Origin of the sequence: Actinomadura sp. NPDC049382, from assembly GCF_040677125.1 — a bacterium.
GTDB lineage: Bacteria > Actinomycetota > Actinomycetes > Streptosporangiales > Streptosporangiaceae > Spirillospora > Spirillospora geliboluensis.
Genome location: NZ_JBFARO010000005.1, coordinates 12,812 through 36,803 on the forward strand (window position 1 = coordinate 12,812; position 23,992 = coordinate 36,803).

Consider the following 23,992-nt stretch of genomic DNA (forward strand, 5'->3'; position numbering starts at 1 on the left):
GCCGCGTGAAGCTCGCGCTCGCGGTCGCCCCGCTCGGCCTCGCGCTGTGCGGCCTGGCCTACTGGGGGATCTTCCAGTTCGCCATCCGCTAGCCCCCGCGCGCGCCCGCCCGTCGGCCTACCGGTCGGCGGGCGGTGTGCTGTCACCGGACCGCAGCGTGGATCAGGTCCCGCGCCTCATCCCCGTACACCGCCATGCCCGACAGCATCTCGAACGCGGCGTGGTACTCCGCCACGTCGCTCGGGGCCGTCGCGGTAAACCGGCCCGGCAAGAGCTGGACGCGCACCATCGTCTCGTCGAAGATCGTGAAGTTCTCTGTCGCGTGCCTGGTGCGGAGCTGCCCGAGGGGGATAATCCCGATCGACACGTTCGCACGGTGCGAGTCGGCGATGAGCTGCTCGGCCTGCTCGCGCATCACCTCCGGGCCCGCGATCGGCTCCCGCAGGACATGCTCCTCGATCAGGTACGCGAACGTCGCCGGGCCGTCCAGCACGCGCCGCAGAGCGAACCGGGCCCGCGCCGCCGGCTCGACGTCGTCCGGGCGGTCGAGCCGCTGCCGTGTCACCTCCAGGATCGCCGAGGCGTACGCGACCGTCTGCAGGATCCCCGGCAGGACGCGCGGCTCGTACGCCTGCCATCGGCGGGTGCGCTCGGTCAGCTCGGTCACACCGTCCTGCTGGAGGCGCAGCAGCCCGCCGGCGCGCTGGGTGCTGCGCCACGCGGAGTAGGCCACCTCGACGCTGGTGGCCTGCGCGGCGAGGTCTTCGGCCTCACCCTCGGCGCCGGTGTGCATGCACCAGGCGCGCACATCGGCGGGCGAGGGGATCGCGGTGCCGAGTTCGATGCGGGAGATCTTGGACGGGTGGCAGCCGAGCAGTTCGGCGAGCTGGACGCCGGTGAGCCCGGCGCGCTTGCGCAGCCCGCGCAGGTGCTTGCCGAGGTCTTGTCGCATGTCGAGCGGCGATCGCGCCGTGGATGTCTGAAGAGTCATGCCTTCAGTACCGCACGTGACGCAAAATTGCGCAATAGTCTTGCGCCTCCTCGCACGGCGGGGCGTGAATGTGTCTCAAGACACAGAGCGGCCCCGGCCGGCGCGCGAACGCCGGTTATCCGGGGCCTGACCGGATCGGAGTCCGGCTGGTGAGAACGCTACAAGACACGGTCGTGGACATGCCCCCTATCGCCGATCCCCCGCCGCCCATTCCGAAGGGCATCGTGCACTGGCACGGCGACGCGACCGGCTCGTGGTGGGCGATGGTGCCGGGCCGGCACGGGCTGCGCCTGGTGGAGGCGCCGAGCGAGGAGCACCTCGCGGTGACGGTCGACTGGCACCTTCGGCAGGTGGCCCGGTGACCGCGCCGGTGAAGGTCGGCGAGTACGACCTCATCGACTACGGCGGCCTGTGGTTCCTCACCAAGGGCGGGCGCCCCGTCTCAACGATCATCGACATGGGCGGCGGTACGTGGCGGGCCCGGACACCCGAGGGGAACGCCCGGACGATCGAGGTCCCCGACGGCACTGCCGAGCCCGCCCGCTACGTGGCCGAGCAGATCGCCTAGGCCGGGGGTGGCGCTGCCGGTCGAGGACCGCCCCTGACTCCCAGTCGCGCCGCCCCCAACCAGCCCACGGCCAGAGGAGAAGGCGCGCGCCCTGGCCGCGGCCCATCATGAGGCGCGCCGATGGAGGTCAGCATGACCGCAACCATCGAACGGGCGGCCCCGGCCGCCGCCGATCCCCGCGAGCTCGTCTCGCCGGAGCTGTTCAGAACGCTGGCGGCCTACGTCGCCAAGCACCAGGAGGTCACTCTCGCCTACGCCGAGCGGATGGTCTCCCAGATGCTCGTCTGGATGCGGGCCGTCGCCGACAACCCGCACGTGCGCCTGGCGATGGACGAGACGGTCGACCCCGCGTGGCACGCGTTCATCCTGCACAGCGAGGACTACGCGGCCTTCTGCGACCGGATGTTCGGCCGGTACCTGCACCACGTCCCGCCAGGGCCCGGCACGTCGCACACCGCTGCGGAGGTCCACCGGACGATGCCCGCGCTGGAGGCGACCGGGTACCCGGTGGACACCGAGTTCTGGGTCGGCGCGAAGCCGTGCTGCCCGCCGAACCCGTGCGTCGTCGCGGTCGAGCCGTGCCACACCGGCACCGGGGCGCCGCCGCCCGCCGTGTCCACCCGCCCGTAACCATGATCCCCTGGCAGGCTCTCTCCGCAAGGGGCTCCCCTGCGGGGAGGGCCTGCCGGGCCGAACGCCGAGAGGCCACGCGATGACGCACCTGATCGCCCCGGACACCACCAAGCGGGCCGATGTGCGGGTCACGCACTACCACTGCTATCGCTGGTCGGGACACGGGAACGAGTGGGCGCGGCTCGGCCGTACCGACACGCTCGACCTGAACTCGCCCGACCGGCCGCCCGTCCGCACCGCCGACTGGTTGCGCAAGTCGCCGCGGTTCATCGCGGCCGTGCACACCGACCCGGCCGGGGCGCGGGACTGGATGATCGCCCAGTGGGGCGAGATGGAGGCCAGCGCACTGAACCCGGTGCCGGAGTGGGTGGACGGCAAGGCGCGAGCGGTCCGCGCGCTGAAGGCGATCGAGACGGCATGCTGGCCCACCTACAGCCAGTGGATCACCGGCGGCACACTCGTGATCGTTTCCGTGGTCGGGACGGCCGACCGCTGCCACTGACCCCGGACACAACGAAGCGGCCCGCCCTCCCGAAGGAGGACGGGCCGTTCGTGCCAGGTCCCATGTGGACGGTACGTCGGGTAGCGGCGGAATGTCTAGGGCGCAGCGAAACGCCCCGCCTCCCTCGGCCCTGGGGCCGCTCATCGGGAGACGGGGCGCGTGCCGGTCGGGCTTCCCCACCCGCCGACGCCGGTCAGGCTACCTGCTCACCTGCGCAGGTCGTCCGAGACCCGCGCGTTCGGGACGGCGTAGGTGATGCCGAGCGCGCCCAGCACCGCCAGCGCCACACCGACCCACTCGCCGGACGTCACCTTGTCGTCGGCGAGGGCCGTGCCGAGGGCCGTGCCCCCGGCGACCACGGCGGCGACGACGGCCTTCGCGTAGGAACCGATCTTCATGGCGTTCTCCTTCAGCTCTGCTCGGTGTCCGGCTGGACGTCGAGCCGGACCGTGACCCGCTCGATCGCGGCCTCGATCCGCGCGAGCAGCGCGTCCGCGTCCACGGCCTCACCCCGGTCGGCGGCCAGCGACGCGACCGCCTTCGACAGCTCACCGATCGCGGCGCCCTGCGCGTTGACCTTCGCGAGGATCTCCCGCAGCCGCCGCCCGTGGTCCACCAGATGCGAGGACGCCCACCAGGTGGGGTTCTTCGGGTTGTCGTCGGGGGCCGCGATCTCGTCACGACGCCACACGGCGTCCGCGATGAACTTCGCGTCGTTGCCGCTGAGAGGCATGTCGTCGTCCTTTCCGGCCGCGCCCGCGAGCGCGCCGCTCTTGACCATCGAGTAGAGAGTCGAGCCGGGACAGCTGGTGGAGATGAAGTCCCGGTGCCCCCGGATCGCGGAGCCGAGGCCCTTCCCGCGCAGCCACGCCCGCAGCTCCTTGAACGCGGCGACCTGCGCGGCGGTGGGGCGCTCGTCGTCGCCCGACATGAACGTTACGGAGGTCCAGGTCGAGTTCCCGCCGGGCTGCGCGGCCTGCTGCCGCTGCCAGCCCCGGCCCTCCATCACGATCCCGTGCGGGCACACCCCGAACGAGTAGCCGATGTCCAGCCACCCGCGCGCCGGACCCATGTGGAACTTCCGGGTCGCCTTCCAGTACGCCCTGCAGGACGCGTGGCTCTTGCCCGCGAGGCCCTGGTTGCTGCCGTCGTAGTGGACGACGAGGCCGTTCTTGCACGGCGCCGACGAGGCCGCCGTCGCAGGCCAGCCGAACGCGCTGCGCTTCTCCAGCTTCATCCGCGCCCCTCCGTGTAGGTGTCGTCCGGGTCCAGGTAGCCGTCATCCGGCACGTCCGGCTCCGGCACGGGCGGCACGTTCACCTCGTCCACATCGATCTCCGTCATCACTCCTCATCCCTCACGCATGTCGCGGCATCGGTCGGGCCGCCCGCCGTCACGACCTTCACGGTCTCCACGTGATAGCCGGACGGGCACGCGGGCCCCGGCGGACCGGACGGCCCCCGCTCGCCCGGATCGCCCTTCGGCCCGGCCGGACCCGGAGGACCCTGCGGACCCTCCGCGCCTTCCGCGCCATCCTTGCCGGGCGCACCCGACGCGCCCACGGCACCGGACGGGCCGGCCTTCCCCGGCGCGCCCCGCCGTCCCGGAGCACCTCCCTCACCCGGGACGCCCTGCCTGCCGGTCTCACCCGGCGGACCCTGCTCGCCCGGCGGCCCCGGCCGCGGCGACTTCAGCGGCACCCCGCCAAGCCGCTCCACCTGCTGCGCCAGGACCGCGTTGTCGTGACGCAGGTCCACGATCGCCAGCGCACCCCACAGCGCACCCAGCACCAGCGCGACCACGCCCAGCAGGATCATCACGTCGAGGCCGCGAGCCCGCGCCCGCCCCGTCACGGCTTCCCGCCCCCGCCGAGCACCACCGACAGGATGATCGCGATGAGGATCCCGGCGATGACCGACCCCGCCGACGCCATCAGCGCGCCCCTGATCTGCGTCTTGGCGGTCTTCGCCGCCTCCTCCAGGTTGCCGATCCGCAGCAGCATCGACTTCTCCCGGGCGTCGAACACCTCGCGGAGCACGTACTCCTTGAACCGTGCGTCGGTCTGCTCGTGGCCCCGCGCCATCTGCGCCTTGAGGTCGAGGATGTCTTCACGGGAGTCGGCGTGGTTGCGTTCGATGAGGCGCTGCAGATCCCAGAGCGACGGGTCATCGGCCATCGTCACCGCCTTCCGTTTCGTTGGCCGGATGGTGACAGCGGCACCTTCGGCGTAAACCGTGCGGCGTCCGAGTGCGTCGCATCGGCATGGGCTTGGTGAACAATCGGGCGTTCTGCCCGGCATGCGGCGGCAAGATCCACACGCGGGCACGGGGCGCCGCCGGCGTGCTGCCGTTCCGCAGCGGCATGCTCGTGCAGACCGGCACCCGCTGCCAGCACTGCGGTGAGGCGCTCACCGGCAAGGTCGGCATGGACAACGTCGCGATCTCCGTTGCCGCCGCCGAGGCGAAGCAGCAGGCCCGGCAGCAGCGCGCCGAGGAGCGGCGCCGGCCGCCCGCCCCGCTGCCGGAGCCGACCGCCGAGGACATCGCCCGCCAGCGGGACCTTCACCAGCGGGCGCACGAGCGCTACCAGGAGAAGGCCGCCAAGCGGAACGCGAAAGCCGACCTGGACCGGCGGCTCCTCGCCCTGCTCGCCGCCGGTCCCATCACGGTCCATGACGCCGCCGCCGACCTGGGCGTGACCACCATGGAGATCGTCGGCGCGCAGACCCGCCTCGGCAGCAAGGTCAAGGCGAAGGGGATCGGCAAGGGCCGTACCCTCCGCCTGCGCTGAGGTCAGACCAGCCGTCCGTCCCGCAGCGCGTACAGCTGGACCGGCATCAACTGGCCGTCATGGGCGAGCCACCACGGAGAGGCGGGCGAGTCCGCCGGCCGGGCACCAGTCAGGTAGATCTCGCTGATCCGCGTCCGAGCCTGCGTCGTCAGCGGCCCGGTGAGCGACACTGCGGCGACCCGGGTCTGAGCCTGGCTTGGCGCCGGCCCGGACAGGGTCACGGCAGCGATCTGCGTGGTGGCCTGTGACGGCGCCGCGCCGGTCAGGGAGACGGCCGCGATCTGCGTGGTCGCCATCGGCTACGCCGTGGTCTGGGTGACGCGGACGCGGAGGTCCGACCAGTCCGTGACCGCCGCCAGATCCGCCGCGGGAACCGTCACGGGCACGCTCGTCAGTGATGACCGGACGGTCGTGTCGGTCGAGGTGGAGATGACCGTGGAGCCCTGCATCAGCTCGATCACGCGCGTCACGGACGTGGCGGAGGTGTCCCGGCACCGGACGGTGAGGGTCATGTCCTGCCCCGCGCCTGGCGGGACGACGCGGCCGAGCTTCCACTCGCCGACCAGCGCGGTCGGTCCGGTGGACGTCTCCAGGTAGGAGGAGTCGCGGCCGTCGGACAGGTGCGACGCCTGCGGCTGCCCGGACGCGAGCGCCGGGGTCGGCGTCCATCCGGTCGTGGTGACATCCGAGATCGGGTGCACGGTCTGGGTGCCGGTCGCCGGTGCGAGGGCGATCGTGTACAGCGCGGTGTTGCTGGATGCCACGTCGGCCGTCCAGACGTGCCCGCCGAGCGTGGCACCGGACGCCTTGTCCGTGCCGGAGTCACCGATGGCGACCTCGCGCTGCGACTCGCCGGACGCGGCGCCCGACATGGCGGTCTTGCGGGCGGTGAACCCCGACGGCGGCGTCCACGTCGTGATCGGATTCCCGTTCGGGCTCTTGCTGCAGACGATCTCCACTTCCCAGCACCCGGCGATTTCCGTGGTGATCGTGCCGGGGGTGGTGTGGGTCGTGGAGCTTGCGGTGTCCGAGGTGGAGGCGATCTGGTGGATCGGGTCGCCAGGGTCGGTCCCGGACCACACTGCGAGCGCCGCGGAGCCGCGGGACTTCGTCGCGTTCGCCAGCACCGTGACGACCGTCCCGGCGTCGTCAGGCCCCGCGACCCGGCTGAACACGAAGGTGTTGTTGGTGCCGTCCGACGTGGTGATCTTCTTGCGGAGGGCCCAGCCGCTGCCGGGGTTCACCTCCTCGGCCATGTCGACGGCCAGGATCATCCCGTCCCCGGCTACCACGGGCGCCGGGATGGTCACCGCCAGCGTCTGCCCGGCGGCGGTCACGAGCCCTACAGCGCCGTCCCTGTACGCGATGCTCACGCCAATGCCCTCCCGGATTCCGCAGCCGCACGCCACGCGTCGCGGCCGAGCTCGTCAAGGGACCACGCGCCCGTGTTCGGGTCATCGGCGTCCCAGTACATGATCAGGTCGAACTTCCCGGTGCCCTGCGCCCACGCGACCGACGCGGCGATCTCACGCGGCCGCGCCGTCGGGTCATCGGGGTTCACCACGCGCCCGAACTCCGGGATCGTCAACGGCCGGCCGAGGCCCTGGAAATAGGCGAACCAGCGCTGGAAGTTCTCCGCCGTCGCGAGGGTGTTCCGGCCGGTCGTGGTCTTGGAGTTGTAGGTGTCGACCCCGTAGAAGTCGGCGTGGTCGGGCGGGACGATCCAGTCCGTCGCCTCGTACCGGACGCTGCCCGCCCCTCCGGTGACCGGCGCACCCGACTTCCACGCCGAGCCCAGATGCACGGGGCCGCAGCGCACCACCGGATTCGCGGCCTTCACCAGCTCGTAGAAGTGCTTGAACATGGTCACGAACTGCTGCGCGCCGCCGGGGAACGCGGGGTTCTTCGGTGCGGGCTGGAACGCGGGCACGTCGTTCTCCGGCTCGTGCCAGCAGGTCAACCACCACGGCCTGTCGGTCGGACCGGTCGCGGCCAAGTTGGTGATCTCGTCGTCCCACGTCCCGGCGATGATCTCGGCGGGGTCGGCCTTCACCGACAGGAACGAGGTCCATGCCTTGCCGACGTCCGGCCCTGACGACGACGCCGAGAAGCTCGCGGGGATGTTGGCGTTGAACTGCCGCCGGATGACCAGCGGCCCGTAGGCGTCGTTCGCCGCGGCGAACGACGCGGTAGAGGAGTCCGGGTGCCCGACGTACGCGCCCACCAGCAGGCGGCTCGGCGGGGGGCTCGACCCGCGCGAGGTGTAGGAGACGAGCTGCCCGTCCTGCGCGGCGTACAGCAGGAGCGGCATCAAGCGCCTCCCCAGTACATGTCCAGCCCGTCGACCATCCCGGTCCCGCCGATCGCCGGAGGCGACGGGGTGAGCGGCAGCGTGTCCACCCAGATCACCCACCGGCCCGTCTCGGGGCGGGCGGGCCAGGCGCCGGTAGCCGGGTCCCGCCGCACCCACGCCGGCGCGGATGACAACTCGGCGAGCGTGGCCTCAAGCGTCGCGACCTGGGCGACCAGCTCGGCGACTTCATCGCTCAGGTCCACGGCGACCATCAGCCGCCTCGGCCCGGCACCGGCGGAGGCGTCCGCCCACATGGTCCGGATCCCGGTCGGGCCGCGGAACTGCGGAATCGCACCGGCGGAATCCGACATGACCTCCGTGATCGTCCCGCCGTTGATGTCGGTCAAGCCCGTCTCGTAGCGGGTGCCGCCGATCCGGGCGTTGTAGAACCAGACGGGGGCGTTCGCGGCGAGCAGCAGCGCGTCGCCGGAGCCGACCGCGATGACGTAGTCCGAGATGGCGCCCCCGAAAAGGTGGCCGTCAGCAGCCATGCATATCTCCTAGATCGGGAACGTGACGCCGCAGCGGAGGGTGGCGCCGGCCGGGATGTCCCGCGAGGGGAAGATCGCGACCACGCGGCCGTCGGTGAGGCAGTCGATCCGGATGCTGTCGCCCGAGCTGAACTGCCCGACCCCGTACGCCGGGTGCCCGACTGGCCGCATCCCGATCGGGAGGGTGACCAGCTGTGACCCGTCAGGGTCGGTGCGCCCGAAGAACGTCTTGCGTGTGGCGGAGACCTTGAGGCCGACGATGCCGTTCTTCAGCTTGACGGCGCACGTGTCGGCGCTGGTCTTCGACCACACGGTGGTCCAGTCCAGGTTCAGGTTGATCCACCCGGTGTCGCCGATGACGCGCGTCCAGGCGCTCCCGTCGTAGCTGTCGTAGCCGCCGATGCTCCAGCGCAGCGCCCCCGGCGCGGCGTCCGGCTCGTCGAAGCCGGTCGCGAAACGGATCCGCGAACCGACGTACAGCGGGTACGGGGTGACGTCCACGCTCGACGCGCCGACCGGCACCGACACGAGCGCGAGCGGGATCTCGTACACGCCCGTGCCCCACAGGTTTCGCACCAGCGCGGGCCGCCCGGCGCCGGGCGTGCCCTTCCGGACGGCGGCCCGGACCTGCCACGTGGACCGGTCGAGCCGCAGGACGACCCAGTCCAGGCGCGTCCCGGCCGTGAGGTTGTTGGAGTCGATCGTCAGCGGGAACTCGGTCGAGCCCGACTCCCACGCGAACCCGCGCACGTTCGCGACGAATCCCGGCTGGATCAGCACCTGCAGACCGGCGCCCGCCACGACGGGCGTCGAGTCGAACGGGCCGTTCAGGATCCCGTCGTCGGAGAAGCGCGCGGCGAGCTTCTCGTACTCGCTCTCAGAGACCACCCGGCCGTTCGCCGGGTCCGGCCAGGACGCCTCGGCCATCAACCCCTCCTCATGTCCATGTCAGCGGGCCGTGATCCGGCCGATGCGGCGCGACAAGTCCCGCACCAGCCGCACCATCTGCGGGTCGCTCGTGGCCTCCGGCGAGCCCACCAGAGTCGTCACCTGCTCGCCGCCCGTCGGTGTCGCCTGCAGGTGCATCGAGCGGACAAGGTCGGTGACCTGCTCGCCGTTCGGCAGCTGCACCGACACGCGGTCGCCGAGATCGAAGTCCCGGCCCGCGATCTGGCCCGGCCCCTCGTCGCTGTCCGGGATGTCCACCGTCACCGTGGCCAGCTCCACCGGGGCCGCGCCGCCAGCGAGCTCATCGCGGCCGGCCTGCGTCAGCTCGCCCGCCGTGTCGTCGGTGGCCGAGCCGTCCACGAACTTCTCCACGCGGTACCAGGTGGACGCCGCTGCCGTGTCGGCGACCTCGACGAACGCCCTCGTGGTCGCGCCCTCGTCCTCCGTCCCGGCCACCAGCGCGTGCGTGACGGTCGGGGCGCTGAGCTTCGCCCGCAGGTAGCGGAGGTTGCCGAGGCCGAAGCTGAACCGCGCCGTCCGGGACAGATCCCGCGGCTGGTACACCTCGAACACGATGTCTCTGCCGTCCTGCCGGGTCCGGAAGCCGATCCCGCCGCCGTCGATGGCGACGCGGCGGCACGCCTCCAGCACGCCCTCGAAGCGCGTGTTGACGAGCGTCGTCGTGCCGGCCCCGGAGAGCGGGCCGAGGATCAGCCGCGGGATGCGCCGGGCCGTGAGCGCTCCGGGCCCGCAGTTCTCGTTGACCAGCGTGCGGATGATGGTCTCGCCGCCGGTCGCGTTGATGGTCCGCCACGTGTTCGCGGGCTGGCTCGCCCACGCCACGGCAGGGTTCGGCCAGGTGAAGTGCCCGGCGATGCGGCCGAGGTCGTCGGTGAAGTTGATCGAGATGTCGCCGGGCGGGGCCTGCCCGCCGCTGGAGTCGCCGCCGCCGTAGCCGACCTCGATCTCCTGCGGGATCTCCATCGGCCCTGCCGTCCACACCGCGCCGTCCCGCATCACGACGAGGCGGTTGCCCGGCTGGAGGATCGACATGACCTCCAGCGAGGCGGGCAGGTCGACCGTCCCGGACGCGGGCTCATTGAAGCGGCGCGTCACGTCGAGGTTCGTCCACCCGTCGAGCGGGTCACCGATGACGTTCAAGTTCTGGTCGGTGACCAGCAGCGTGATCATCAGGCCATCTCGTAGCGGGCGTTGAAAGACACGTCCACGGCGCTGCCCTCAGCGGCGCCGTCGAGCTGGAAGTTCACCCGGTTCACGCCGCGCCGCAGCGACCACAGCACGGCACCCGGCCAGTTGAGGGCGCCCGTCCACGTCTCGCCCAGCGGGCCGCGTACGCGCGGCGGGTCGGTCGTGACGACCACCTGCTCACCGGCAAGCAGCGGCCCGTGGCCGATGCCGTCGGCGTCCGGGTCCAGGACGAACGCCTCGCCCGTGTCCTGATTGGTGATCGTGACGAGGGTCGCTGGACCGGTGATCGTCCACGTCGGCCACGCCTCCACGCTCCCGGTGTTCAGCAAGGTCGTCTCGCCGAGCACCCTGCCCGACGACACCGACGGGAACGGGTTCAGGAAGTCGACACCGAGCCCGTATGAGCGGTGCTCGGTCACCGGCACCGGGTCCAGCCAGTACGGGTCCTGGCAGTACAGCGCGAGGATCGCCGTGTCGGAGATGATGCCCGTGCCCTGCTGCGCCCGCCCCTCGAACCCGTCCTGATAGATCACCTGGATGCGGCGGCGGGTGCCGTCCGGGCGGGCGATCTCCAGCCAGCCCGGCCCGTCGTGCAGCGTCGCCGCGAATGCCGTGCCGAGGTCACGCCACCGGCCGAGGAACTGCAGGTGCGTGTCGCCGTAGACGTGCAGCGGCCAGATGATCGTGCGTTCGGCCGGCTGCCGGTGCCGCAGCCTCGACCCGCCGCGCGGGTAGGAGTCCTTGGTCAGCTCGTACGGGGTGACGTCCAGGCCGGACACGCCGTCGGAGAGCGTGAACCATCCGGACGCCTCGTCGGTCAGCGGCCACACCGTGCCCGACGGGTCGGTGAAGGACGCGGTCGCGAACCCGACGCCGGGCAGCGGGATGCCCGTGCCGGGGCCGGTCCGGGTGCCAGTGAGAAGCGGCATCTAGCGTGGCCTCCCCAGTCGAGCGTTGGCGGCCTGCCTGCGCTCCAGCACTTCCAGGTCCCGGACCGTGAAGTCGGCGGTGCGGGCGTAGATGTTGTTCACCGTGGACGGGCCGTCGCTGCCGCGGGCCGCACCGTAGATCGCGCTCCACTGCGCATCCGTCAGCACCCGGTCCGGGCGGCGGGCGTTGTGCAGCGCCAGCGTCGCGCCCTGCGGCAGTTGCCCGCCGTCGTCGAACTTCAGGCCGTACCGCCACGGGAACATCGCGTTGTTGAACCCGCGGGCGCCGTGGTCGACACGGACGCCGCCGCTCCCGGAGGACTCGACGTTGTGGCCGAGCAGCGTGCCCGCCGTGTGGCTCGCGTGCGCGTTGCCGTTGTCCAGCACGCCGATCATGAAGCCGGACTTCTGGTTGCGGTGCCAGCCCGGCGGGGTCCCCCCGTTGAACGAGGACGTAGCCCAGCGGCGGTGCGGCTTCTGCCCGCGGATCACCGACTCGATCGCCGACATGAAGCCCGAGCAGTCCCACGAGGGGTTGCCGTTGCCGCCCCACTGGTACGGCTTGCCGTCCTGCGTCTTCGCCCAGTTCAGCGCCCGCTCCATGGAGGGGCCGCCGCCGAAGGTCGCGACCTTCTTCTTCACCCAGTCCAGCACGGAGCGCTTGATCCATCCGGGGACCGCAGCGACGACGTCACGGAACTTGCCGGTGCCGGGGACCGTCCCGCCGAGCACCTTCCCGAGAAGGGTCTCCGCGCCCTTGGTGACGTTGCCGACGGTGAAGTTGCGAACGCCGTCCACGAACTTCCCGATGATCCCGCCGAACGCCAGCGCCTGAAGCGACCCGCCTCGGGCGAAGCCGATGCCCTCACCGTTCAGGGCGTTCGGGCCGCGCAGCCATTTGTTCGCGGGCTTGGAGCCCATGACCTTCTGGCCGGCCATCGCCCACAGCGCCTGCGCCCGGCGCCGGTACCTGGGGTCGGTGGGGATCACGAACTCGGGGTACTGCCGCCGCCCCTCGCCGACGATCGCGAGCGCCCCGTTCGTCACCATCGGCTGCGCGGGCATCGGGTTGTCGAGCGTGCCGCCACGTGCTAGCAGGGGGATCGGAGACAGGCGCGTCTTCACCCCGGCGAAGTCGGCCAGCTTGTTGACCAGCCCGACGATTCCGCGATTGTAAATTCCAATCACGAAATTCACGGGCGTCTTGGCAATGCCCTTCAATTTGTCCCAGTGGGACTTAATGGCGCTGACGGCCGTCTGGAAAGCGCTCTTCACTGTGCCGAGCGCCGACTTGAGCGCGTTGAACGCGGGCTTGATGCCACCGTTCCAGATGGTGCTGATGACCGTCTTCAGGCCCGTCCAGGCGTTCCCGGCGACGGACTTGAAGACCCGGAACTGCGGGGCGAGCGTCGCCGACAGGAAGTTCTTGATCGCGTTGAACACGACCTTCATCCCGGCCCACGCCCACTTGATGACCGTGACGATGCCGTTGAAGACCGGCTTGACGACGTTGTTGTACAGGAACTTGAAGATCGGGATCAGGACGGCCGTGATGTACAGCTTGATCGCGTTGAAGTACGTCTTGATGATCGCCCACGCGATCTTGATGTAGATCTGGATCGCGATCCACACGATTTTGATCGTGTTCTGCAGGACGATCCATGCGATCTTCAGCGGCCCCTGAAGGAACCCGGCGATCGCCGTGAAGATGATCCGGATCCCGGCCCACGCGTAGGAGATGATCGTCCACACGGTGGTGAACACGAACTTCACGTACGCCCAATACCAGCGAAGCGCCGTGCCGACGACGTTGATGAGGACGTGCGCGATCTGCATGAAGATCGGCTTGATGAACGTCCACGCCTGCATAATGGCGTTCTTGATCGCCGTCCATGCCGCGTTAACGAAATTGCGGAACGTCTCATTTTTCTTGTAGAGAATGACGATCGCGCCGATCAGCAGTCCGATCGCGATCACGATCAGCCCGATCGGGGACGTCACCACCGCGAGCGCCGCGTTCAGCGCCCATTGCGCCGCCGTCCACAGCCACGTCGCCGCCGCCACCACGCGCTGCGCGGCCGCGTGCGCGATGACCCGCGCGGTGGACACGCCCTGCGCGGCGGCCTGCTGGCGCCACAGCAGGATCTGCGACTTCAGCGCCGCGCCGAGCCGGGTCATCAGCGTGGCGTTCGCGGCCATCGCCGCGTTGATGTTGGTGAAGCCCCGCATGAAGTTCGTGGCCATCCACGCGCGCACCGCCGCCGTGTAGGTGCGGGTCGCCGCAGCGGCCGTGAGGCTCGCCGCCGAATGCCCCGCCACCTGGAACGTCAGCGCGGACACAGCGGCAGCGGTCAGCTTCGCGGCGACCGCGACACCCGTCACCGCCAGAGCGAACTGCGTCACGCCCGCCGGGGTGATGCCGAGGTTCTTGGCCGTGCCGCCGAGGCGCTCCAGCCAGGGGATCGCACCGATCGCGGCGTTCGTGACGCCCTGCTCGACGCTGCGCTTGAAACGCTCGATCTTCGCGGCATCGGTGTTGGCCATCGAGTCGGCCATGCGCTGCGCCGCCCCGGCCGTGTTGCCGAGGCTGTTCCGCGTCGTGTCCAGGCTCTGCAGGAACTTCGGAATGTCCTTGGTGCCGAGATCCTCCAGCGGCGTACCGAACAGGGCCAGCGCCGCCTGCGACTGCTCGGCCGGGTCCTTGATGCCGCGAAGCTTGGTGATGATGAGCTCGAAGGCGTTCGCGCCGCGCTGCCCGCCGGCGAGCAGGTCGTTCGTAACCTTCTGCGTGTCGAGGCCGAGGGTCTTGTAGGCGGCCTGCGTGGACGCGGACAAGTCCGTCGCCCTGATGGTGAATTCCTTCAGGGCGTCGCCGGTCTTGTCGATCCCGTACATGCCCTTCGCGGCGCCGGCCGCGAGCAGCTCGAAAGCCGCCTGACCCTTGATGCCGATCTGCTGCATGAACGGGCCGTACTCGTCGAGGGCGTCGATGACGTCCTCACGCACGGCCGCGGGCACCTTCTGCAGGGTCGCGGTGAGCAGGTCCATGCCCTGCGCCGCGTCCTTCACCAGGCCCGACTTGACGAGCTGCCCGACGACCTGGACGGCGCGGGCCACATCAATGTCGAACGCCTTCGCCAGCGACAGGGCCTTCGCGGTCATGTCCCGGACGGCGGAGTCGCTCGCACCGCGCATCCCGTCGATCGACGAGACCACTGCGGCGATCGCGGTGTTGACGTCGTCGATGGACTCGCCGTACGCATCGGCGTACAGCTGCCCGGCGAGCCGGCCGAACCGGGCCGACTCCTTCGACGACAGGCCGAGCTGCGCCTGCAGCTTCCCCTGCGACGTGGACGCCTCGACGGCCTTGAGCAGGCCCGCGCCGAGCGCCGCCCCGCCCGCGAGGCCGATCTTCCCCATGGCCTCGTCGAGACGGGACAGCGACCCCCGCAGCCGCTCGCCCAGGCCGCGCGCTCCCCGCTCCGCAGCGGGCGCGAACGACCTGCCGAACTCCTCGCCGCCGCGCCGCCCGCCCGCACCGGACTCCCGCGCGATACGCGCCTGGAAGCCCCGAAAGCTCGGGACGATCGGGACGAAGGCGGTACCTGACTGGAAGGGCATGTCACCTCCCGTCTCGGCGCCTCGGCGCAGTGAGTGCGTGCATGGGGTCGGCAGCGAGGTCGGACATGGTCGGCCGTCCGGCGGCCTTCGCCTTCGCGAGCCGGTCGCGGATCAGCTCCCGCTTGTACTCGCGGCGCCGCTTCACCTTCCGCTTCAGCGCCGTCTCAGGGCGCGGCAGCGGGCGCGGCGACGGCACCTTCTTGCCGCTGTTGGCCTGCGCGGTCGCGGCCAGCAGATCGCCCAGCCGCTCCGCGATGATCGTCAGAAGCCCGTGATCGGCCGACCATTCCGTCAGCGGCGGCGGCGGGGCGGGCGCGTCCTCGTCGATCAGGTCGGCGAGATCGTCGTCATCGGCCATCGCCGCCGCGAGGTGGCTGTGCCGGGGCAGCCGGTCGATCAGGTTGAGCGCCTCGCGGATACCGAGCTCGCCGGTCCACAGCTGCCGCATGCGGACGCCGGGGTAGTGGTGCGGGAGGTCGGCCTCGATCGCGTCGCCATACCTGGCGATCAGCGAAGCGAGGCGAGTGCTTCCCCCAGGCCGAAGTGCTCCGACAGGTCCTCAAGGAAGCGGACCATCACATGGAAGTCCTCGGCGCCGATGACCGGCATGACCGTGTCGTAGTGCTCGCCGAGCAGGTCGCCGAGCAGCTCCTTGATGGGGAGGTTGCCCTCCTCTGCACCGGCGTACTTCTCGCCGAGCGTCATCATCACGTCGCCGGTCGGGCGGGGGATCTCGATGACCTCGCCGTCGTCGAGCTCCAGCGGGAACGGCTCGCCGCCCGCCTCCTCCCTGTACTTCGCGAGGGAGTAGGTCTTCTTCGCGGGCGGCTTGCGCGTCTTGGACGCGGCGGCGCGGACGGCGGGGTTGCCGGAACGGCTACGCGGAGGCATGGGCGGGCTCCATTCTTCAGGTCAGGACTGCTCGGACTTGGACTTCGGGGCGGCGGGCTTCGGGGCGGCCGCCTTCTCGGACTCGGGGCGCCAGCCGCGGGCGCGCATCCGGATCGCCGTCTCCGGCGACGCCACACGCATCCGGGACTGGCCGTCGGGCGACACGTACACCTCGGACATGGGGACCTCCTCGCGGGCGGGAGACGTGGAACCGCGGCGCCGGCGCCCGCCCGGCAGACCGGCGCCGCGGAGTCGTCACGGGGTCGTGGTGAAGCCCATGTCGGCGAGTAGCGCCTTCCAGCCGGGGCCGCCGAAGAAGTAGCTCTCCGAGGTGCCGAGCGCGGAGTCCTTGTAGGCGGTCATGGTGACCGGCCAGCCGAGCGGGTCGTCGCCGGACTGGAACGCCTGGTCGTCCTTGTCGGTCACGGACGCGCGCGGCAGGAACCGCGCGACGTAGATCTCGCCCGCGTCGGCGAGGTCCACGCCCAGCGTCAGGATGCGGTAGTGCCGGGACGCGGGCCGGTCCGGCTTGTCGACCTTCAGCTCACCGCTCGTCGCGTCCGGGACCAGCGACGCCGCGTCCACGTTGGTGTACAACGCGACGGTCATCTTGTTGGTCTCCTGGAAGAAGCCCTGCAGCGTCGTGACGTCCTGCGTGATGTCGCGGCGCGTCGGCTCCACCGACCCCCAGGAGGTGACGTCGGAGGAGTCGATCTCGGAGCTGAACTGGGCGCCGTCGTCGGACATGAAGCCGAGGTCGACGTAGCCGGTCGGCAGGTCGAGCAGTTCGGAGGTGGCGTCGGTCAGCGCCGTCACCGCCGGCGCGGTGATCGGGGCGGCGAACACGCTGCCTTCGAGCGCCTTGCGGATCAGGTGGTTCTGGTGCTTCTTCAGCTCGTCCCAGGCGGGCATGGCCCGTCTCCTCTCATAAGCGGGTGCCCCCTTGGGGCGATGGAGCCGGGCGGGCTCGTACGGTCAGCGGGGGCGGCGCGACGACACGTCGTAGATCGCGGTCACCAGCCGCACCCGCGAATCCTCGTAGGGCGCGTCCTGCGGACCGACATTCGTGACCGCCCGGTCAATGACCCCGGCGTCGGGGATCCGGCGGGGCCCGGAGATCATGCGCTGCTGGACGCGACGTGCGACATCCCACGCCGTCGCACGCGACACCGCGAACACGTCGACCACGACACGGGCGACATCGGTCACGCCGTTGTCGCTTCCGCCGATGCGACGCGGACGGACGAACGGCAGACTGCCCGGCAGGTCAGCGGGCAGAACCGTGCCCGTCGCCCCGAAGTCGCCCAGGTCGGCGACGAGCATCCGCTCGACGTCGCTATAGGGGGCGAGGTCGGTCATGGCTTGGCGTGGTCGGCGGCCCGGCCCAGGATCCGGAGGCGCACCTCCAGAGCCGCCGCGTACGGGGCGGTGTTGTACAGCACGGCCGTCTGCCGGTCCCCGACGATGCGGGTCTCCACTTCGAACGACCGGGCGTACTCGCCAGAGTCGCGGGGTGCGATGCCCTCGGCCGCCTTCTGCGCGTTCTCGGCCGCGCGCCGCATCGCCCGGGCCATGTCCGGGGACTGCATCAGCCGCCGCATCTGCTGCCGGTTCGGCACGTACCGGGTCCGCTCGACGGCCATCACGCTGCCCCTTCCTCGACGCGGGTCAACTGCACTTCGCGGCCGGGCTCCCACCCGGTGAACGGCGACCGCCACACGGCCGGCTCCCCGTCGACCTCCCACACCGCGCCGCGCACCTCGAACCGGTCACTGGGCAGCACGTCCGTGTCCGGCGGGACGTAGATCGTGACGCCCGAGGTGGCGGCGATGCGGCCTTGCCCGATCTGTTCGCCGGCCTGCCGCGGCGCGACCGCGCAGCCGGTGACGTCGGTGCGGGTCTCGACGTCCCCGATGGGGTCGCCGTACGGGTCCCGGCCGCCGGGCGTGACCCGGATCCGCACGACCGTTTCCCCGTGCGGGAAGTTCACGGGACGTCCTCGTACAGCGGACCGGCCCCCGTGAGGTCCGCGCCGCACGAGCAGTAGGCCGCACCGAACACCAGCGCGCAGATCGGCGAATGGTCGACCGCGCAGCCCGGCGCCGTGTCGACGCTGAACGCGCCCGCCGTCCCGGTGCGGCACAGCGCCTGCAGCGCCTCGATCTCCGACGGCCACAGGTTGTACCCGGACCGCTGCCGGGTGTCGGTGGTGACCGCGAACGGCCCCGCCGTCTGCTGCTGGAACGAGCCCGCGCCCGCCTCGCACCACCGCTTCACCGCGCCGAGCAGGACCAGCTTCGCCTCGGCGAGCATCCCCGCCGACGGCGGCGGATCGACCGAGTCCAGGCACGGGGCGACCCGTGACGCCTTGGCGTTCGCGCCCGCGACCATGTCCGCGATCAGGTCCGCGTCCCGCAGGTCCGCGGGCAGATCCTCGACCTTGATGATCTCGGCCACGGGCGCGCCCTACTCGTCGTCGGCTTCGAGGACGGCGACCAGGTCGGCCTTGCGCCCGTCGTCGGGCAGCCGGTCCGCCTCGTCGCGGCCCTCGTTGCGCCGCTCGATCTCCGCGCGCAGGTCGGCGACCTTCATCGCCTCGTACCCGCGGGCCTGCCCGTCGTACTTCTGGTACTCGGTGCCCAGCGTCGCCGCGGTCGCGTCGTCCACGCGGACGATGCTGCCGGTGGTCTTGTTGCGGTGCCGGGTCATGTTCACGGCGTCACCGCGTCCTCGACCACGGCGAACCGCTCCTCGAAGACGTACCAGCCGTAGACGATCTCCATGCGGAGCGCGATCTGGTTGTTGCGCTTGAGGTCGCCCTGGCCGTCCGGGTCGCCGTAGCGGATGATCTCGACGGGGAGGTTGCGCTGGATGCCCCAGCGGACACCACCCTGCCAGTCGCCGACGATCGCGCGGACCTTGGTGTCGGCCGCCTCCGGGGTGCCGGACACGGTGTCGCCCTGGGCGACGGGGATGCCCATGAAGTTGGTGACGTTCGTGCCGAAGCCGAGCTGCGGGTACCGCTGCCGGGACGTCTCGCCGGAGCCGTCGCGCTCCATCAGGTTCGCCAGCGCCCACGAGAACTTCGAGTCGAACGCCGCGCCGTTGACCGGCCACGACGGCGACGCGGTGAGCAGCAGCCCGACCGCCGCCTTGAAGTCGGCGTCGGCGTCCGCCGTAGCCTGCTCGACCCGCTTGGTCGTGGCCGTGATGTAGTTGTCCCAGCCGGTGATGACCGTCCCGGACAGCGGGTTGATCCGGTGGATCAGGCCCAGGTCGAGCGCGCGGGACAGGGCGACGCCGCCCGCCTCGCTGAGCTGGCTCAGCACGCCGAGCTGGTAGTCCTCGTCCAGCCACTGGACTTCCTGGTTGAACCGCATCGTGACCTGCGCCTTGTGCGGCTTGGCCTTGACCGAGTCGAACCCGCCCGTGGTGGACGCCTTCTGCGCGCCCTCCTCCACGAACTCGGCCTTGGGGAAGTCGTTGAAGGTGATGTAGTCCACCTCGCCGAACCGCTGCGGCTCGCGGCCGGACAGCCGTGCGACGACGGAGGTGGAGCGGGACGCCGTGATCATGCCGTCGGCGATGTTCCGCGGCATGAGGACCTGAGCGTCAGCGGTGCCGAAAACGGCCATGACCAGGTTCCCTTCGGGGGTTATCCGCCCGACCCGAACAGGCTGCGCGCGAACTCGCGTTCGTCGCTCGCACCGTTCTTGCCGGCGGAGGGGTTGCTGCCCTCACGGGGCACGTAGTTGCTCTTCTTGCCGGCGGCCGCTCCGAGCCGTGCGGCCAGGGCGCGCATGGCGTCCTCGTCGGTGAGGCTGTCCAGCAGCGCCGCATCGTCCTTGCCGAGCTTGTGCTCCAGGGCGACCTCGCGGCGCAGCACCTTGGCCTCTGCCTCGGCGGCCCGCTGCTCGGCCTTCGTGAGCCGCTCGGCGGCCTTCTGCGCCTCGGACTTGCTTGCGTCCTCGATCTCGGCGAGCCGCTTGGCCGCCGACGCGTTCGCCTTCGCCTCCGTGCGGTACTTGGCGTTCTCCTTGCGGAGCTTGGCCACGTATTCGGCGTCGAAGGTCGTCGGCTCGCCCTCCTGGCCCTCCTGGGGCTCGGTGGACTGCGCGGGTTCGGCGGGCGCCGTCCCGGCCTCGGTGGTGCTCTCGGACATGGTCAGGCCCTCCTGGGGCTTCGATCGGGTACTGCCGCCCCGCCGCCTGGGCGGGGAAGTCTTCAGCGGACGCCGAGGTCTTCGCGCATCTGCGCCAGCACGGCCTTCGGGCTGCCGCCGCCGGCGTTCTCGCGCGCCCGCAGGTACTCGCGCTCCAGCGCGTCCGCGTCGTAAGGGAGGCCTTGCCCCCGCCACACCGGGACCGCCGAGCATTTGCAGTGGTCGTGGAAGGCGCGCATGTCGCCCGCCGCCCGCGCCGAGGAGTACACGGCGCCGCGCCCGGCGAGCATCCGGCAGAACGCGCAGCCCTTGCCGCGCGGCACCCGCGCCCACCCGGGGCGGGCAGGATCGCGGCGCGTGTTCAGCTCGATCGTTTCCCGGCCCGGCTGCTGAACGAGCCGCTGCACCGCACCGGCCGCATGTTCCAGCGCCGCGTTCGGGCCGTCACCGCCGAACATCGGGCCGGCCGCCCACCGTGCCGCAGCCCCGACCTGCTCGGCCGGGACAGGGTCCGCCACGTGGGCGCGGAACCGCCTCGGCGCGTCGGCCTGCTCGCGCAGGTCGTCGTAGAAGTCGGCGGCCAGACTCGCGGCCACGCTCCCGTACGCGGCCACCAGGTCCGCCATGAACGCCTCCAGTGCGGCGGCTGCGGTGCGGCCGTCGGAGGTGTCCAGCTCCGCCCACCAGCGGACAAGGTCCGCATGCGCGAGCGCGACCACGTCGTCCTGCTGCGCCGCGTAGGCGGCGACCTCAGCCGCCGTCGGCACGCCGCTCGCCCAGCTGGGTCACGGCCGGGTTCTGCCGGGCCGCCTGCGCCGCCGCAGCCAGCGCGGTCAGACGCTCCTGCGCCCCAGAGCGCCGCTTGTCCGCGAGCGCCCGCGCGATCTGCTGCTCGTCCAAGCCGAGGAGCTCCAGCCCGACCTCGGTGTCGGCCAGCCACGGGATCGCGCTGAGTTGCTTCATCCCGGCGTCGGCCTGCGCCGCCCGCGACAGGTAACGCGGGTCGCGCCAACGCGGCGCGATCGTCGCCCACTCCGGCGGGATGTCGGCGGCCTTGACCCCGTTGGCCATGGCCAGCGCCCGCACCACCGCCCGCCGCAGGTACGGCGACCAGTCGTCCGTGGCGCCCTCCGCCTCCGCGATCAGCTCATGCTGGGACGCGTCGTAGGCTTCCGCGCTCGTCGGGTTCGACAGGTCGGTGATCGCGACCGCCGTGTCCGGCAGGCTCGTCGCCCTCGCGAACATCTTCGCGTACGCGTTCAGGCTCGCGAGGTGCGGCTCGGGCGACGCGGCGGGGAACTGCTTGACGTCGGCGCGCGGATGCTCCGCGTCCTCGTCGTCAGGGATCCCCTTGATGCGGCCCATCACGACCTGCCATGAAGCCTTCAGCGACCCGTCGGCGTTCTTGAAAATGCTCTGGTCGGCGCCGAGCATCCACAGGTCCGGGATCGCGTAGATGTCGGAGTGCGCCTCAAGGCGGATCAGCGCCCGCGTCCCCTGATCCTGCAAGCCCATGACCTCGCGGCTGATGCGCGACGATCCGAACGGGCGGTCGAGGCGCGGCCGGTACGGCAGCGGTTCGGCGGGGACGTGCCAGTCGTGCTTCTGCTCGTCGACCGTCCAGCCGGAGGAGTCCTTCTCGGCGGTGATCGTGCGGCCGTCCAGGTACAGCGTCAGCGCCGACGGCCGGCCGTCGTCGTCTCGGGCCGTCACCGACAGGAAGTTGTCGAGGCGGCGCGTGCGGGCGTTCCATTCGCCGGTCGCGTTCCGCGCGTCCCGGAAGTGGATAAGCCCGTCAGGCTCGCCGTCCCCGCCCTGGGTGTTGACGATGAACGCCGTCGAGTGGATCAGCGACGAGACGGTCCCCTGCGACACCTCGGACCGCAGGTTGTTGCCCTCCCACACCTCGCGCCAGCCCAGCGAGTCCAGGTCGCCGTCGGGCCAGACGAACCCGTCGAGGTTGCAGCGGCGGTTCAGGATGTCGACGGCCTTGCCCGACCAGCCGAGCACGATCCCGAGCCGGTAGTACTGCGGCGGGATCACCGATTCGGTGCGCCCCACCAGGCGCCTCATGTCGTAGTAGGCGGCGCGCAGCCGGTTGCGGTCCGCCTTCGCCTCCATCTGCGTCAGCAGCCGGTGCAGGACGGCGTTGTCCTCGTCGTCCACGTCCGGCAGGGTGATCTGCTCGATCACAGCATCACCCCCCTCCGGTCACCGGTGCCACGGCCCGACCTGCGCTTGGGTCGCTTGACCTTGCTCTTGTCCGCACCGACGCCCCACAGCGCCAGCGTCGCCGACACCAGCGGCGTGATGTCGTCCTCCACGTCCCGGCGGTGCCACGCCCACCCGCCGCCGTCCCCGACCGCCCGCTTCCGCGCCACGCTCAGCGACGCGTTCAGCAGCGGCTGATCGATGTGCCGGATCCGTTCGGACATCACGCCGGAGTACATCTGCCCGCACGCCGCGACCATGTCCCGCGTCCTGGTGACGGTGACCACGATCTTCGCCTTCTTCAGGTCGTCGGCCAGCACCATCGCGGGCGAGTACTCGTCGATCACCAGCGCCCGCGGCCGGTGACGCGCCACAAGCTCGACCAGTCGAGGCACGACCCAGTCCAGCGGGCCGCGTCGGTTCTCGATCACCTCTACGTGCGGGAGCCCGTCCACACGGTGGCCCGCGATGGCGATGCTCGTCACCGACTGATCGGGGGTCGTGTCCACCGCGAGCGCGATCTCAGAGACGACCTGCGACACGGAGTCGGCACACCGGCCCCACGTCTGCGCGTCGATCACCCGGAAGGTGCTGGCCTCGTCCCACATGCCGAGCCGCTCGCGTCCGAACCCCTCGTCGGAGAACCGGGACCGCTCGCCCTCCAGGACGTCCCACTGCAGGCGGATGCCCAGGCTCGGATTCGTCGCCGCCCAGACGCGCCGATCGTCGAGATCGGTCTCGCCCTCGGCGGACCATTCGTGCCAGCACAGCCGGCCGCCCTTGCGTTCCAGCGCCTCCGCGCGCGTGCGAGTGAACACCTCGCCGTTGGCCGTCGGCCCCGGCGGCGTCCCCGTGAAGATCCACTGCGGGTTGCCCAGAGGTGACGCCGAAGTCGTCGGCATGAGCGCTTCGAGCGCGTCGTCGCCGAGCTCCTGCGCCTCGTCCATCACCAGCGTGTCCACGGTGAACCCGCGGCCGCTGCCCTTGCTCCGGGCGACGAACTCCACGCTGCCGCCGTTCTGCAGGACCACGGCTTCCTGACCGTTGGTGCGGCGGATCTCCTTCACCAGCTCCGCCAGCTCCGGCCAGCGCCGCGGATTGTCGAAGAACCCGGCGATGCGCAGGAACGCCTTCCGGGCCGTCTTCACCTCGTGCGCCGTGTGCAGGAACCGCTCGCCGAGCACGACCATCCCGTACAGCTCGCGGATCTCCAGCAGGGCGTTCTTGCCGTTCTGCCGCGGCACCGCCAGCCCGCACGTCAGCGACGCCCACCGGCCATCCGGGCGCACCGCCAGCCAGTCCTCCAGCACCAGCCGCTGCCACTCGTCCGGCACCAGGCCGTAGGACGCGGCGAGGAACTCGGCGTCGTCAGCGTCGCTGCGCTTGACCCGCGGCGCGACCCGCACGCGGGGCTGTTGCACCCCGGCCGGCGCGGCGGTTGGCGAGCTCATCGAGCGGCGTCCCCTTCTGCTCCGGCGGCGCTAGCGCCTCGATCTGCGCGAGGACGTCGGTCAGCTGACGGGACAGCGCGGCGAGGTCGCGCGGCATTGGGCCGGCGTCGATCTCGGCCGCGAGGCGGTCCCTGAGCGCCCGAAGCGCGGTCAGCCGGGACCCGGTAGCAGCGGCCTCGGACAGCCCGCCAAGCTCGCTCACAGGCCCTCCCAGGGTGCGGATGGCAAGGTCGGGGGGATAT

33 protein-coding genes are annotated in these 23,992 nt (G+C 71.2%); 5 read left to right on the top strand and 28 right to left on the bottom strand.

The window, feature by feature from the left end; genetic code table 11:
- Positions 1-142: 142 nt before the first annotated feature.
- Positions 143-952, bottom strand: a complete 810-nt coding sequence (locus tag AB0K34_RS04790; protein ID WP_364545560.1) for a helix-turn-helix transcriptional regulator — start codon at positions 950-952, stop codon at positions 143-145.
- A gap of 188 nt (positions 953-1,140) precedes the next feature.
- On the opposite strand from AB0K34_RS04790, the gene AB0K34_RS04795 reads away from it, so the two are divergent.
- The 4 genes from AB0K34_RS04795 to AB0K34_RS04810 all read left to right on the top strand — a co-directional run bounded on the left by AB0K34_RS04795 (position 1,141) and on the right by AB0K34_RS04810 (position 2,694).
- A complete protein-coding gene (locus tag AB0K34_RS04795; RefSeq protein WP_364545562.1) occupies positions 1,141-1,353 on the top strand; it encodes a hypothetical protein in 213 nt (70 codons plus the stop codon).
- Positions 1,350-1,559 carry a hypothetical protein gene (locus AB0K34_RS04800; RefSeq protein WP_364545563.1) on the top strand — a complete coding sequence of 70 codons (210 nt, stop codon included), beginning with the start codon at positions 1,350-1,352 and terminating at the stop codon, positions 1,557-1,559. The genes AB0K34_RS04795 and AB0K34_RS04800 overlap by 4 nt, the downstream gene beginning before the upstream one ends.
- Positions 1,560-1,691: 132 nt before the next feature.
- Positions 1,692-2,189, top strand: a complete 498-nt coding sequence (locus AB0K34_RS04805; RefSeq protein WP_364545566.1) for a hypothetical protein — start codon at positions 1,692-1,694, stop codon at positions 2,187-2,189.
- An 82-nt stretch (positions 2,190-2,271) separates the two neighbouring features.
- Entirely contained in the window at positions 2,272-2,694 is a 423-nt protein-coding gene (locus AB0K34_RS04810; RefSeq protein ID WP_364545569.1) for a hypothetical protein, read from the top strand.
- A 206-nt stretch (positions 2,695-2,900) separates the two neighbouring features.
- On the opposite strand, the gene AB0K34_RS04815 is transcribed toward AB0K34_RS04810, so the two are convergent.
- From AB0K34_RS04815 to AB0K34_RS04830, 4 genes are all read right to left on the bottom strand, one after another.
- Positions 2,901-3,092 carry a hypothetical protein gene (locus AB0K34_RS04815; protein WP_364545572.1) on the bottom strand — a complete coding sequence of 64 codons (192 nt, stop codon included), beginning with the start codon at positions 3,090-3,092 and terminating at the stop codon, positions 2,901-2,903.
- Positions 3,093-3,103: 11 nt separating this feature from the next.
- Entirely contained in the window at positions 3,104-3,931 is an 828-nt protein-coding gene (locus tag AB0K34_RS04820) for a peptidoglycan recognition family protein (protein ID WP_364545575.1), read from the bottom strand.
- A 106-nt stretch (positions 3,932-4,037) separates the two neighbouring features.
- Positions 4,038-4,547, bottom strand: a complete 510-nt coding sequence (locus AB0K34_RS04825; protein WP_364545578.1) for a hypothetical protein — start codon at positions 4,545-4,547, stop codon at positions 4,038-4,040.
- The gene (locus tag AB0K34_RS04830) at positions 4,544-4,870 is read right to left on the bottom strand and encodes a hypothetical protein (protein WP_364545581.1); all 327 of its coding nucleotides are present in this window, start codon (positions 4,868-4,870) and stop codon (positions 4,544-4,546) included. Before AB0K34_RS04830 ends, AB0K34_RS04825 begins: the two co-directional genes overlap by 4 nt.
- 95 nt (positions 4,871-4,965) lie before the next feature.
- Here AB0K34_RS04830 and AB0K34_RS04835 point away from each other — a divergent pair, with 95 nt between their 5' ends.
- Positions 4,966-5,484, top strand: coding sequence for a hypothetical protein (locus tag AB0K34_RS04835; RefSeq protein ID WP_364545584.1), 519 nt, complete (start codon positions 4,966-4,968; stop codon positions 5,482-5,484).
- Positions 5,485-5,486: 2 nt separating this feature from the next.
- On the opposite strand, the gene AB0K34_RS04840 is transcribed toward AB0K34_RS04835, so the two are convergent.
- The 23 genes from AB0K34_RS04840 to AB0K34_RS04950 all read right to left on the bottom strand — a co-directional run bounded on the left by AB0K34_RS04840 (position 5,487) and on the right by AB0K34_RS04950 (position 23,952).
- Complete coding sequence (locus tag AB0K34_RS04840; RefSeq protein WP_364545587.1) at positions 5,487-5,780, bottom strand: hypothetical protein; 294 nt, start codon at positions 5,778-5,780, stop codon at positions 5,487-5,489.
- A gap of 3 nt (positions 5,781-5,783) precedes the next feature.
- Positions 5,784-6,857, bottom strand: coding sequence for a hypothetical protein (locus AB0K34_RS04845; RefSeq protein WP_364545589.1), 1,074 nt, complete (start codon positions 6,855-6,857; stop codon positions 5,784-5,786).
- On the bottom strand, positions 6,854-7,795 hold the full coding sequence (locus AB0K34_RS04850; RefSeq protein WP_364545592.1) for a hypothetical protein: 942 nt from the start codon (positions 7,793-7,795) through the stop codon (positions 6,854-6,856). The genes AB0K34_RS04845 and AB0K34_RS04850 overlap by 4 nt, the downstream gene beginning before the upstream one ends.
- Positions 7,795-8,328 (bottom strand): hypothetical protein, encoded by a 534-nt coding sequence (locus AB0K34_RS04855; protein ID WP_364545595.1) that lies wholly within the window; start codon positions 8,326-8,328, stop codon positions 7,795-7,797. The genes AB0K34_RS04850 and AB0K34_RS04855 overlap by 1 nt, the downstream gene beginning before the upstream one ends.
- Before the next feature lie 9 nt (positions 8,329-8,337).
- Positions 8,338-9,255 (bottom strand): hypothetical protein, encoded by a 918-nt coding sequence (locus AB0K34_RS04860; protein ID WP_364545598.1) that lies wholly within the window; start codon positions 9,253-9,255, stop codon positions 8,338-8,340.
- 21 nt (positions 9,256-9,276) lie between these two features.
- Complete coding sequence (locus AB0K34_RS04865) at positions 9,277-10,467, bottom strand: siphovirus ReqiPepy6 Gp37-like family protein (RefSeq protein WP_364545601.1); 1,191 nt, start codon at positions 10,465-10,467, stop codon at positions 9,277-9,279.
- A complete protein-coding gene (locus AB0K34_RS04870) occupies positions 10,467-11,414 on the bottom strand; it encodes a hypothetical protein (protein ID WP_364545604.1) in 948 nt (315 codons plus the stop codon). The genes AB0K34_RS04865 and AB0K34_RS04870 overlap by 1 nt, the downstream gene beginning before the upstream one ends.
- The gene (locus tag AB0K34_RS04875; protein ID WP_364545607.1) at positions 11,415-15,035 is read right to left on the bottom strand and encodes a phage tail tape measure protein; all 3,621 of its coding nucleotides are present in this window, start codon (positions 15,033-15,035) and stop codon (positions 11,415-11,417) included.
- Position 15,036: 1 nt separating this feature from the next.
- On the bottom strand, positions 15,037-15,483 hold the full coding sequence (locus AB0K34_RS04880) for a hypothetical protein (protein ID WP_364545609.1): 447 nt from the start codon (positions 15,481-15,483) through the stop codon (positions 15,037-15,039).
- A 59-nt stretch (positions 15,484-15,542) separates the two neighbouring features.
- Positions 15,543-15,926, bottom strand: coding sequence for a hypothetical protein (locus AB0K34_RS04885; RefSeq protein WP_364545612.1), 384 nt, complete (start codon positions 15,924-15,926; stop codon positions 15,543-15,545).
- A 21-nt stretch (positions 15,927-15,947) separates the two neighbouring features.
- Positions 15,948-16,106 carry a hypothetical protein gene (locus tag AB0K34_RS04890; protein WP_364545615.1) on the bottom strand — a complete coding sequence of 53 codons (159 nt, stop codon included), beginning with the start codon at positions 16,104-16,106 and terminating at the stop codon, positions 15,948-15,950.
- Positions 16,107-16,181: 75 nt separating this feature from the next.
- Positions 16,182-16,838, bottom strand: a complete 657-nt coding sequence (locus AB0K34_RS04895; RefSeq protein ID WP_364545617.1) for a hypothetical protein — start codon at positions 16,836-16,838, stop codon at positions 16,182-16,184.
- A 63-nt stretch (positions 16,839-16,901) separates the two neighbouring features.
- Positions 16,902-17,285, bottom strand: a complete 384-nt coding sequence (locus AB0K34_RS04900; RefSeq protein ID WP_364545620.1) for a hypothetical protein — start codon at positions 17,283-17,285, stop codon at positions 16,902-16,904.
- On the bottom strand, positions 17,282-17,569 hold the full coding sequence (locus AB0K34_RS04905) for an HK97 gp10 family phage protein (RefSeq protein WP_364545623.1): 288 nt from the start codon (positions 17,567-17,569) through the stop codon (positions 17,282-17,284). The genes AB0K34_RS04900 and AB0K34_RS04905 overlap by 4 nt, the downstream gene beginning before the upstream one ends.
- On the bottom strand, positions 17,569-17,916 hold the full coding sequence (locus AB0K34_RS04910; protein WP_364545626.1) for a hypothetical protein: 348 nt from the start codon (positions 17,914-17,916) through the stop codon (positions 17,569-17,571). Before AB0K34_RS04910 ends, AB0K34_RS04905 begins: the two co-directional genes overlap by 1 nt.
- The gene (locus AB0K34_RS04915; RefSeq protein WP_364545629.1) at positions 17,913-18,383 is read right to left on the bottom strand and encodes a hypothetical protein; all 471 of its coding nucleotides are present in this window, start codon (positions 18,381-18,383) and stop codon (positions 17,913-17,915) included. The genes AB0K34_RS04910 and AB0K34_RS04915 overlap by 4 nt, the downstream gene beginning before the upstream one ends.
- A 9-nt stretch (positions 18,384-18,392) precedes the next feature.
- On the bottom strand, positions 18,393-18,641 hold the full coding sequence (locus AB0K34_RS04920; protein ID WP_364545632.1) for an SAP domain-containing protein: 249 nt from the start codon (positions 18,639-18,641) through the stop codon (positions 18,393-18,395).
- Positions 18,638-19,561 carry a phage major capsid protein gene (locus tag AB0K34_RS04925; RefSeq protein WP_364545635.1) on the bottom strand — a complete coding sequence of 308 codons (924 nt, stop codon included), beginning with the start codon at positions 19,559-19,561 and terminating at the stop codon, positions 18,638-18,640. The genes AB0K34_RS04920 and AB0K34_RS04925 overlap by 4 nt, the downstream gene beginning before the upstream one ends.
- A gap of 20 nt (positions 19,562-19,581) precedes the next feature.
- The gene (locus AB0K34_RS04930) at positions 19,582-20,088 is read right to left on the bottom strand and encodes a hypothetical protein (protein WP_364545638.1); all 507 of its coding nucleotides are present in this window, start codon (positions 20,086-20,088) and stop codon (positions 19,582-19,584) included.
- Positions 20,089-20,150: 62 nt separating this feature from the next.
- The gene (locus AB0K34_RS04935) at positions 20,151-20,855 is read right to left on the bottom strand and encodes a hypothetical protein (protein WP_364545641.1); all 705 of its coding nucleotides are present in this window, start codon (positions 20,853-20,855) and stop codon (positions 20,151-20,153) included.
- Positions 20,839-22,281: a phage portal protein gene (locus tag AB0K34_RS04940; protein WP_364545644.1), complete on the bottom strand. Its 1,443-nt coding sequence runs from the start codon at positions 22,279-22,281 to the stop codon at positions 20,839-20,841. Before AB0K34_RS04940 ends, AB0K34_RS04935 begins: the two co-directional genes overlap by 17 nt.
- Positions 22,278-23,705, bottom strand: coding sequence for a hypothetical protein (locus tag AB0K34_RS04945; RefSeq protein ID WP_364545647.1), 1,428 nt, complete (start codon positions 23,703-23,705; stop codon positions 22,278-22,280). The genes AB0K34_RS04940 and AB0K34_RS04945 overlap by 4 nt, the downstream gene beginning before the upstream one ends.
- Positions 23,668-23,952 carry a hypothetical protein gene (locus AB0K34_RS04950; protein ID WP_364545650.1) on the bottom strand — a complete coding sequence of 95 codons (285 nt, stop codon included), beginning with the start codon at positions 23,950-23,952 and terminating at the stop codon, positions 23,668-23,670. The genes AB0K34_RS04945 and AB0K34_RS04950 overlap by 38 nt, the downstream gene beginning before the upstream one ends.
- Positions 23,953-23,992: the final 40 nt, after the last annotated feature.

What these genes read in the sequence shown, in the direction of transcription:
- AB0K34_RS04790 (WP_364545560.1), bottom strand. Translation starts at nt 952, where the DNA reads ATGCGACAAGACCTCGGCAAGCACCTGCGCGGGCTGCGCAAGCGCGCC.
- AB0K34_RS04805 (WP_364545566.1), top strand. Translation starts at nt 1,692, where the DNA reads ATGACCGCAACCATCGAACGGGCGGCCCCGGCCGCCGCCGATCCCCGC.
- AB0K34_RS04810 (WP_364545569.1), top strand. Translation starts at nt 2,272, where the DNA reads ATGACGCACCTGATCGCCCCGGACACCACCAAGCGGGCCGATGTGCGG.
- AB0K34_RS04815 (WP_364545572.1), bottom strand. Translation starts at nt 3,092, where the DNA reads ATGAAGATCGGTTCCTACGCGAAGGCCGTCGTCGCCGCCGTGGTCGCC.
- AB0K34_RS04820 (WP_364545575.1), bottom strand. Translation starts at nt 3,931, where the DNA reads ATGAAGCTGGAGAAGCGCAGCGCGTTCGGCTGGCCTGCGACGGCGGCC.
- AB0K34_RS04830 (WP_364545581.1), bottom strand. Translation starts at nt 4,870, where the DNA reads ATGGCCGATGACCCGTCGCTCTGGGATCTGCAGCGCCTCATCGAACGC.
- AB0K34_RS04840 (WP_364545587.1), bottom strand. Translation starts at nt 5,780, where the DNA reads ATGGCGACCACGCAGATCGCGGCCGTCTCCCTGACCGGCGCGGCGCCG.
- AB0K34_RS04850 (WP_364545592.1), bottom strand. Translation starts at nt 7,795, where the DNA reads ATGCCGCTCCTGCTGTACGCCGCGCAGGACGGGCAGCTCGTCTCCTAC.
- AB0K34_RS04855 (WP_364545595.1), bottom strand. Translation starts at nt 8,328, where the DNA reads ATGGCTGCTGACGGCCACCTTTTCGGGGGCGCCATCTCGGACTACGTC.
- AB0K34_RS04860 (WP_364545598.1), bottom strand. Translation starts at nt 9,255, where the DNA reads ATGGCCGAGGCGTCCTGGCCGGACCCGGCGAACGGCCGGGTGGTCTCT.
- AB0K34_RS04865 (WP_364545601.1), bottom strand. Translation starts at nt 10,467, where the DNA reads ATGATCACGCTGCTGGTCACCGACCAGAACTTGAACGTCATCGGTGAC.
- AB0K34_RS04870 (WP_364545604.1), bottom strand. Translation starts at nt 11,414, where the DNA reads ATGCCGCTTCTCACTGGCACCCGGACCGGCCCCGGCACGGGCATCCCG.
- AB0K34_RS04875 (WP_364545607.1), bottom strand. Translation starts at nt 15,035, where the DNA reads ATGCCCTTCCAGTCAGGTACCGCCTTCGTCCCGATCGTCCCGAGCTTT.
- AB0K34_RS04880 (WP_364545609.1), bottom strand. Translation starts at nt 15,483, where the DNA reads ATGCGGCAGCTGTGGACCGGCGAGCTCGGTATCCGCGAGGCGCTCAAC.
- AB0K34_RS04885 (WP_364545612.1), bottom strand. Translation starts at nt 15,926, where the DNA reads ATGCCTCCGCGTAGCCGTTCCGGCAACCCCGCCGTCCGCGCCGCCGCG.
- AB0K34_RS04890 (WP_364545615.1), bottom strand. Translation starts at nt 16,106, where the DNA reads ATGTCCGAGGTGTACGTGTCGCCCGACGGCCAGTCCCGGATGCGTGTG.
- AB0K34_RS04895 (WP_364545617.1), bottom strand. Translation starts at nt 16,838, where the DNA reads ATGCCCGCCTGGGACGAGCTGAAGAAGCACCAGAACCACCTGATCCGC.
- AB0K34_RS04900 (WP_364545620.1), bottom strand. Translation starts at nt 17,285, where the DNA reads ATGACCGACCTCGCCCCCTATAGCGACGTCGAGCGGATGCTCGTCGCC.
- AB0K34_RS04905 (WP_364545623.1), bottom strand. Translation starts at nt 17,569, where the DNA reads ATGGCCGTCGAGCGGACCCGGTACGTGCCGAACCGGCAGCAGATGCGG.
- AB0K34_RS04925 (WP_364545635.1), bottom strand. Translation starts at nt 19,561, where the DNA reads ATGGCCGTTTTCGGCACCGCTGACGCTCAGGTCCTCATGCCGCGGAAC.
- AB0K34_RS04930 (WP_364545638.1), bottom strand. Translation starts at nt 20,088, where the DNA reads ATGTCCGAGAGCACCACCGAGGCCGGGACGGCGCCCGCCGAACCCGCG.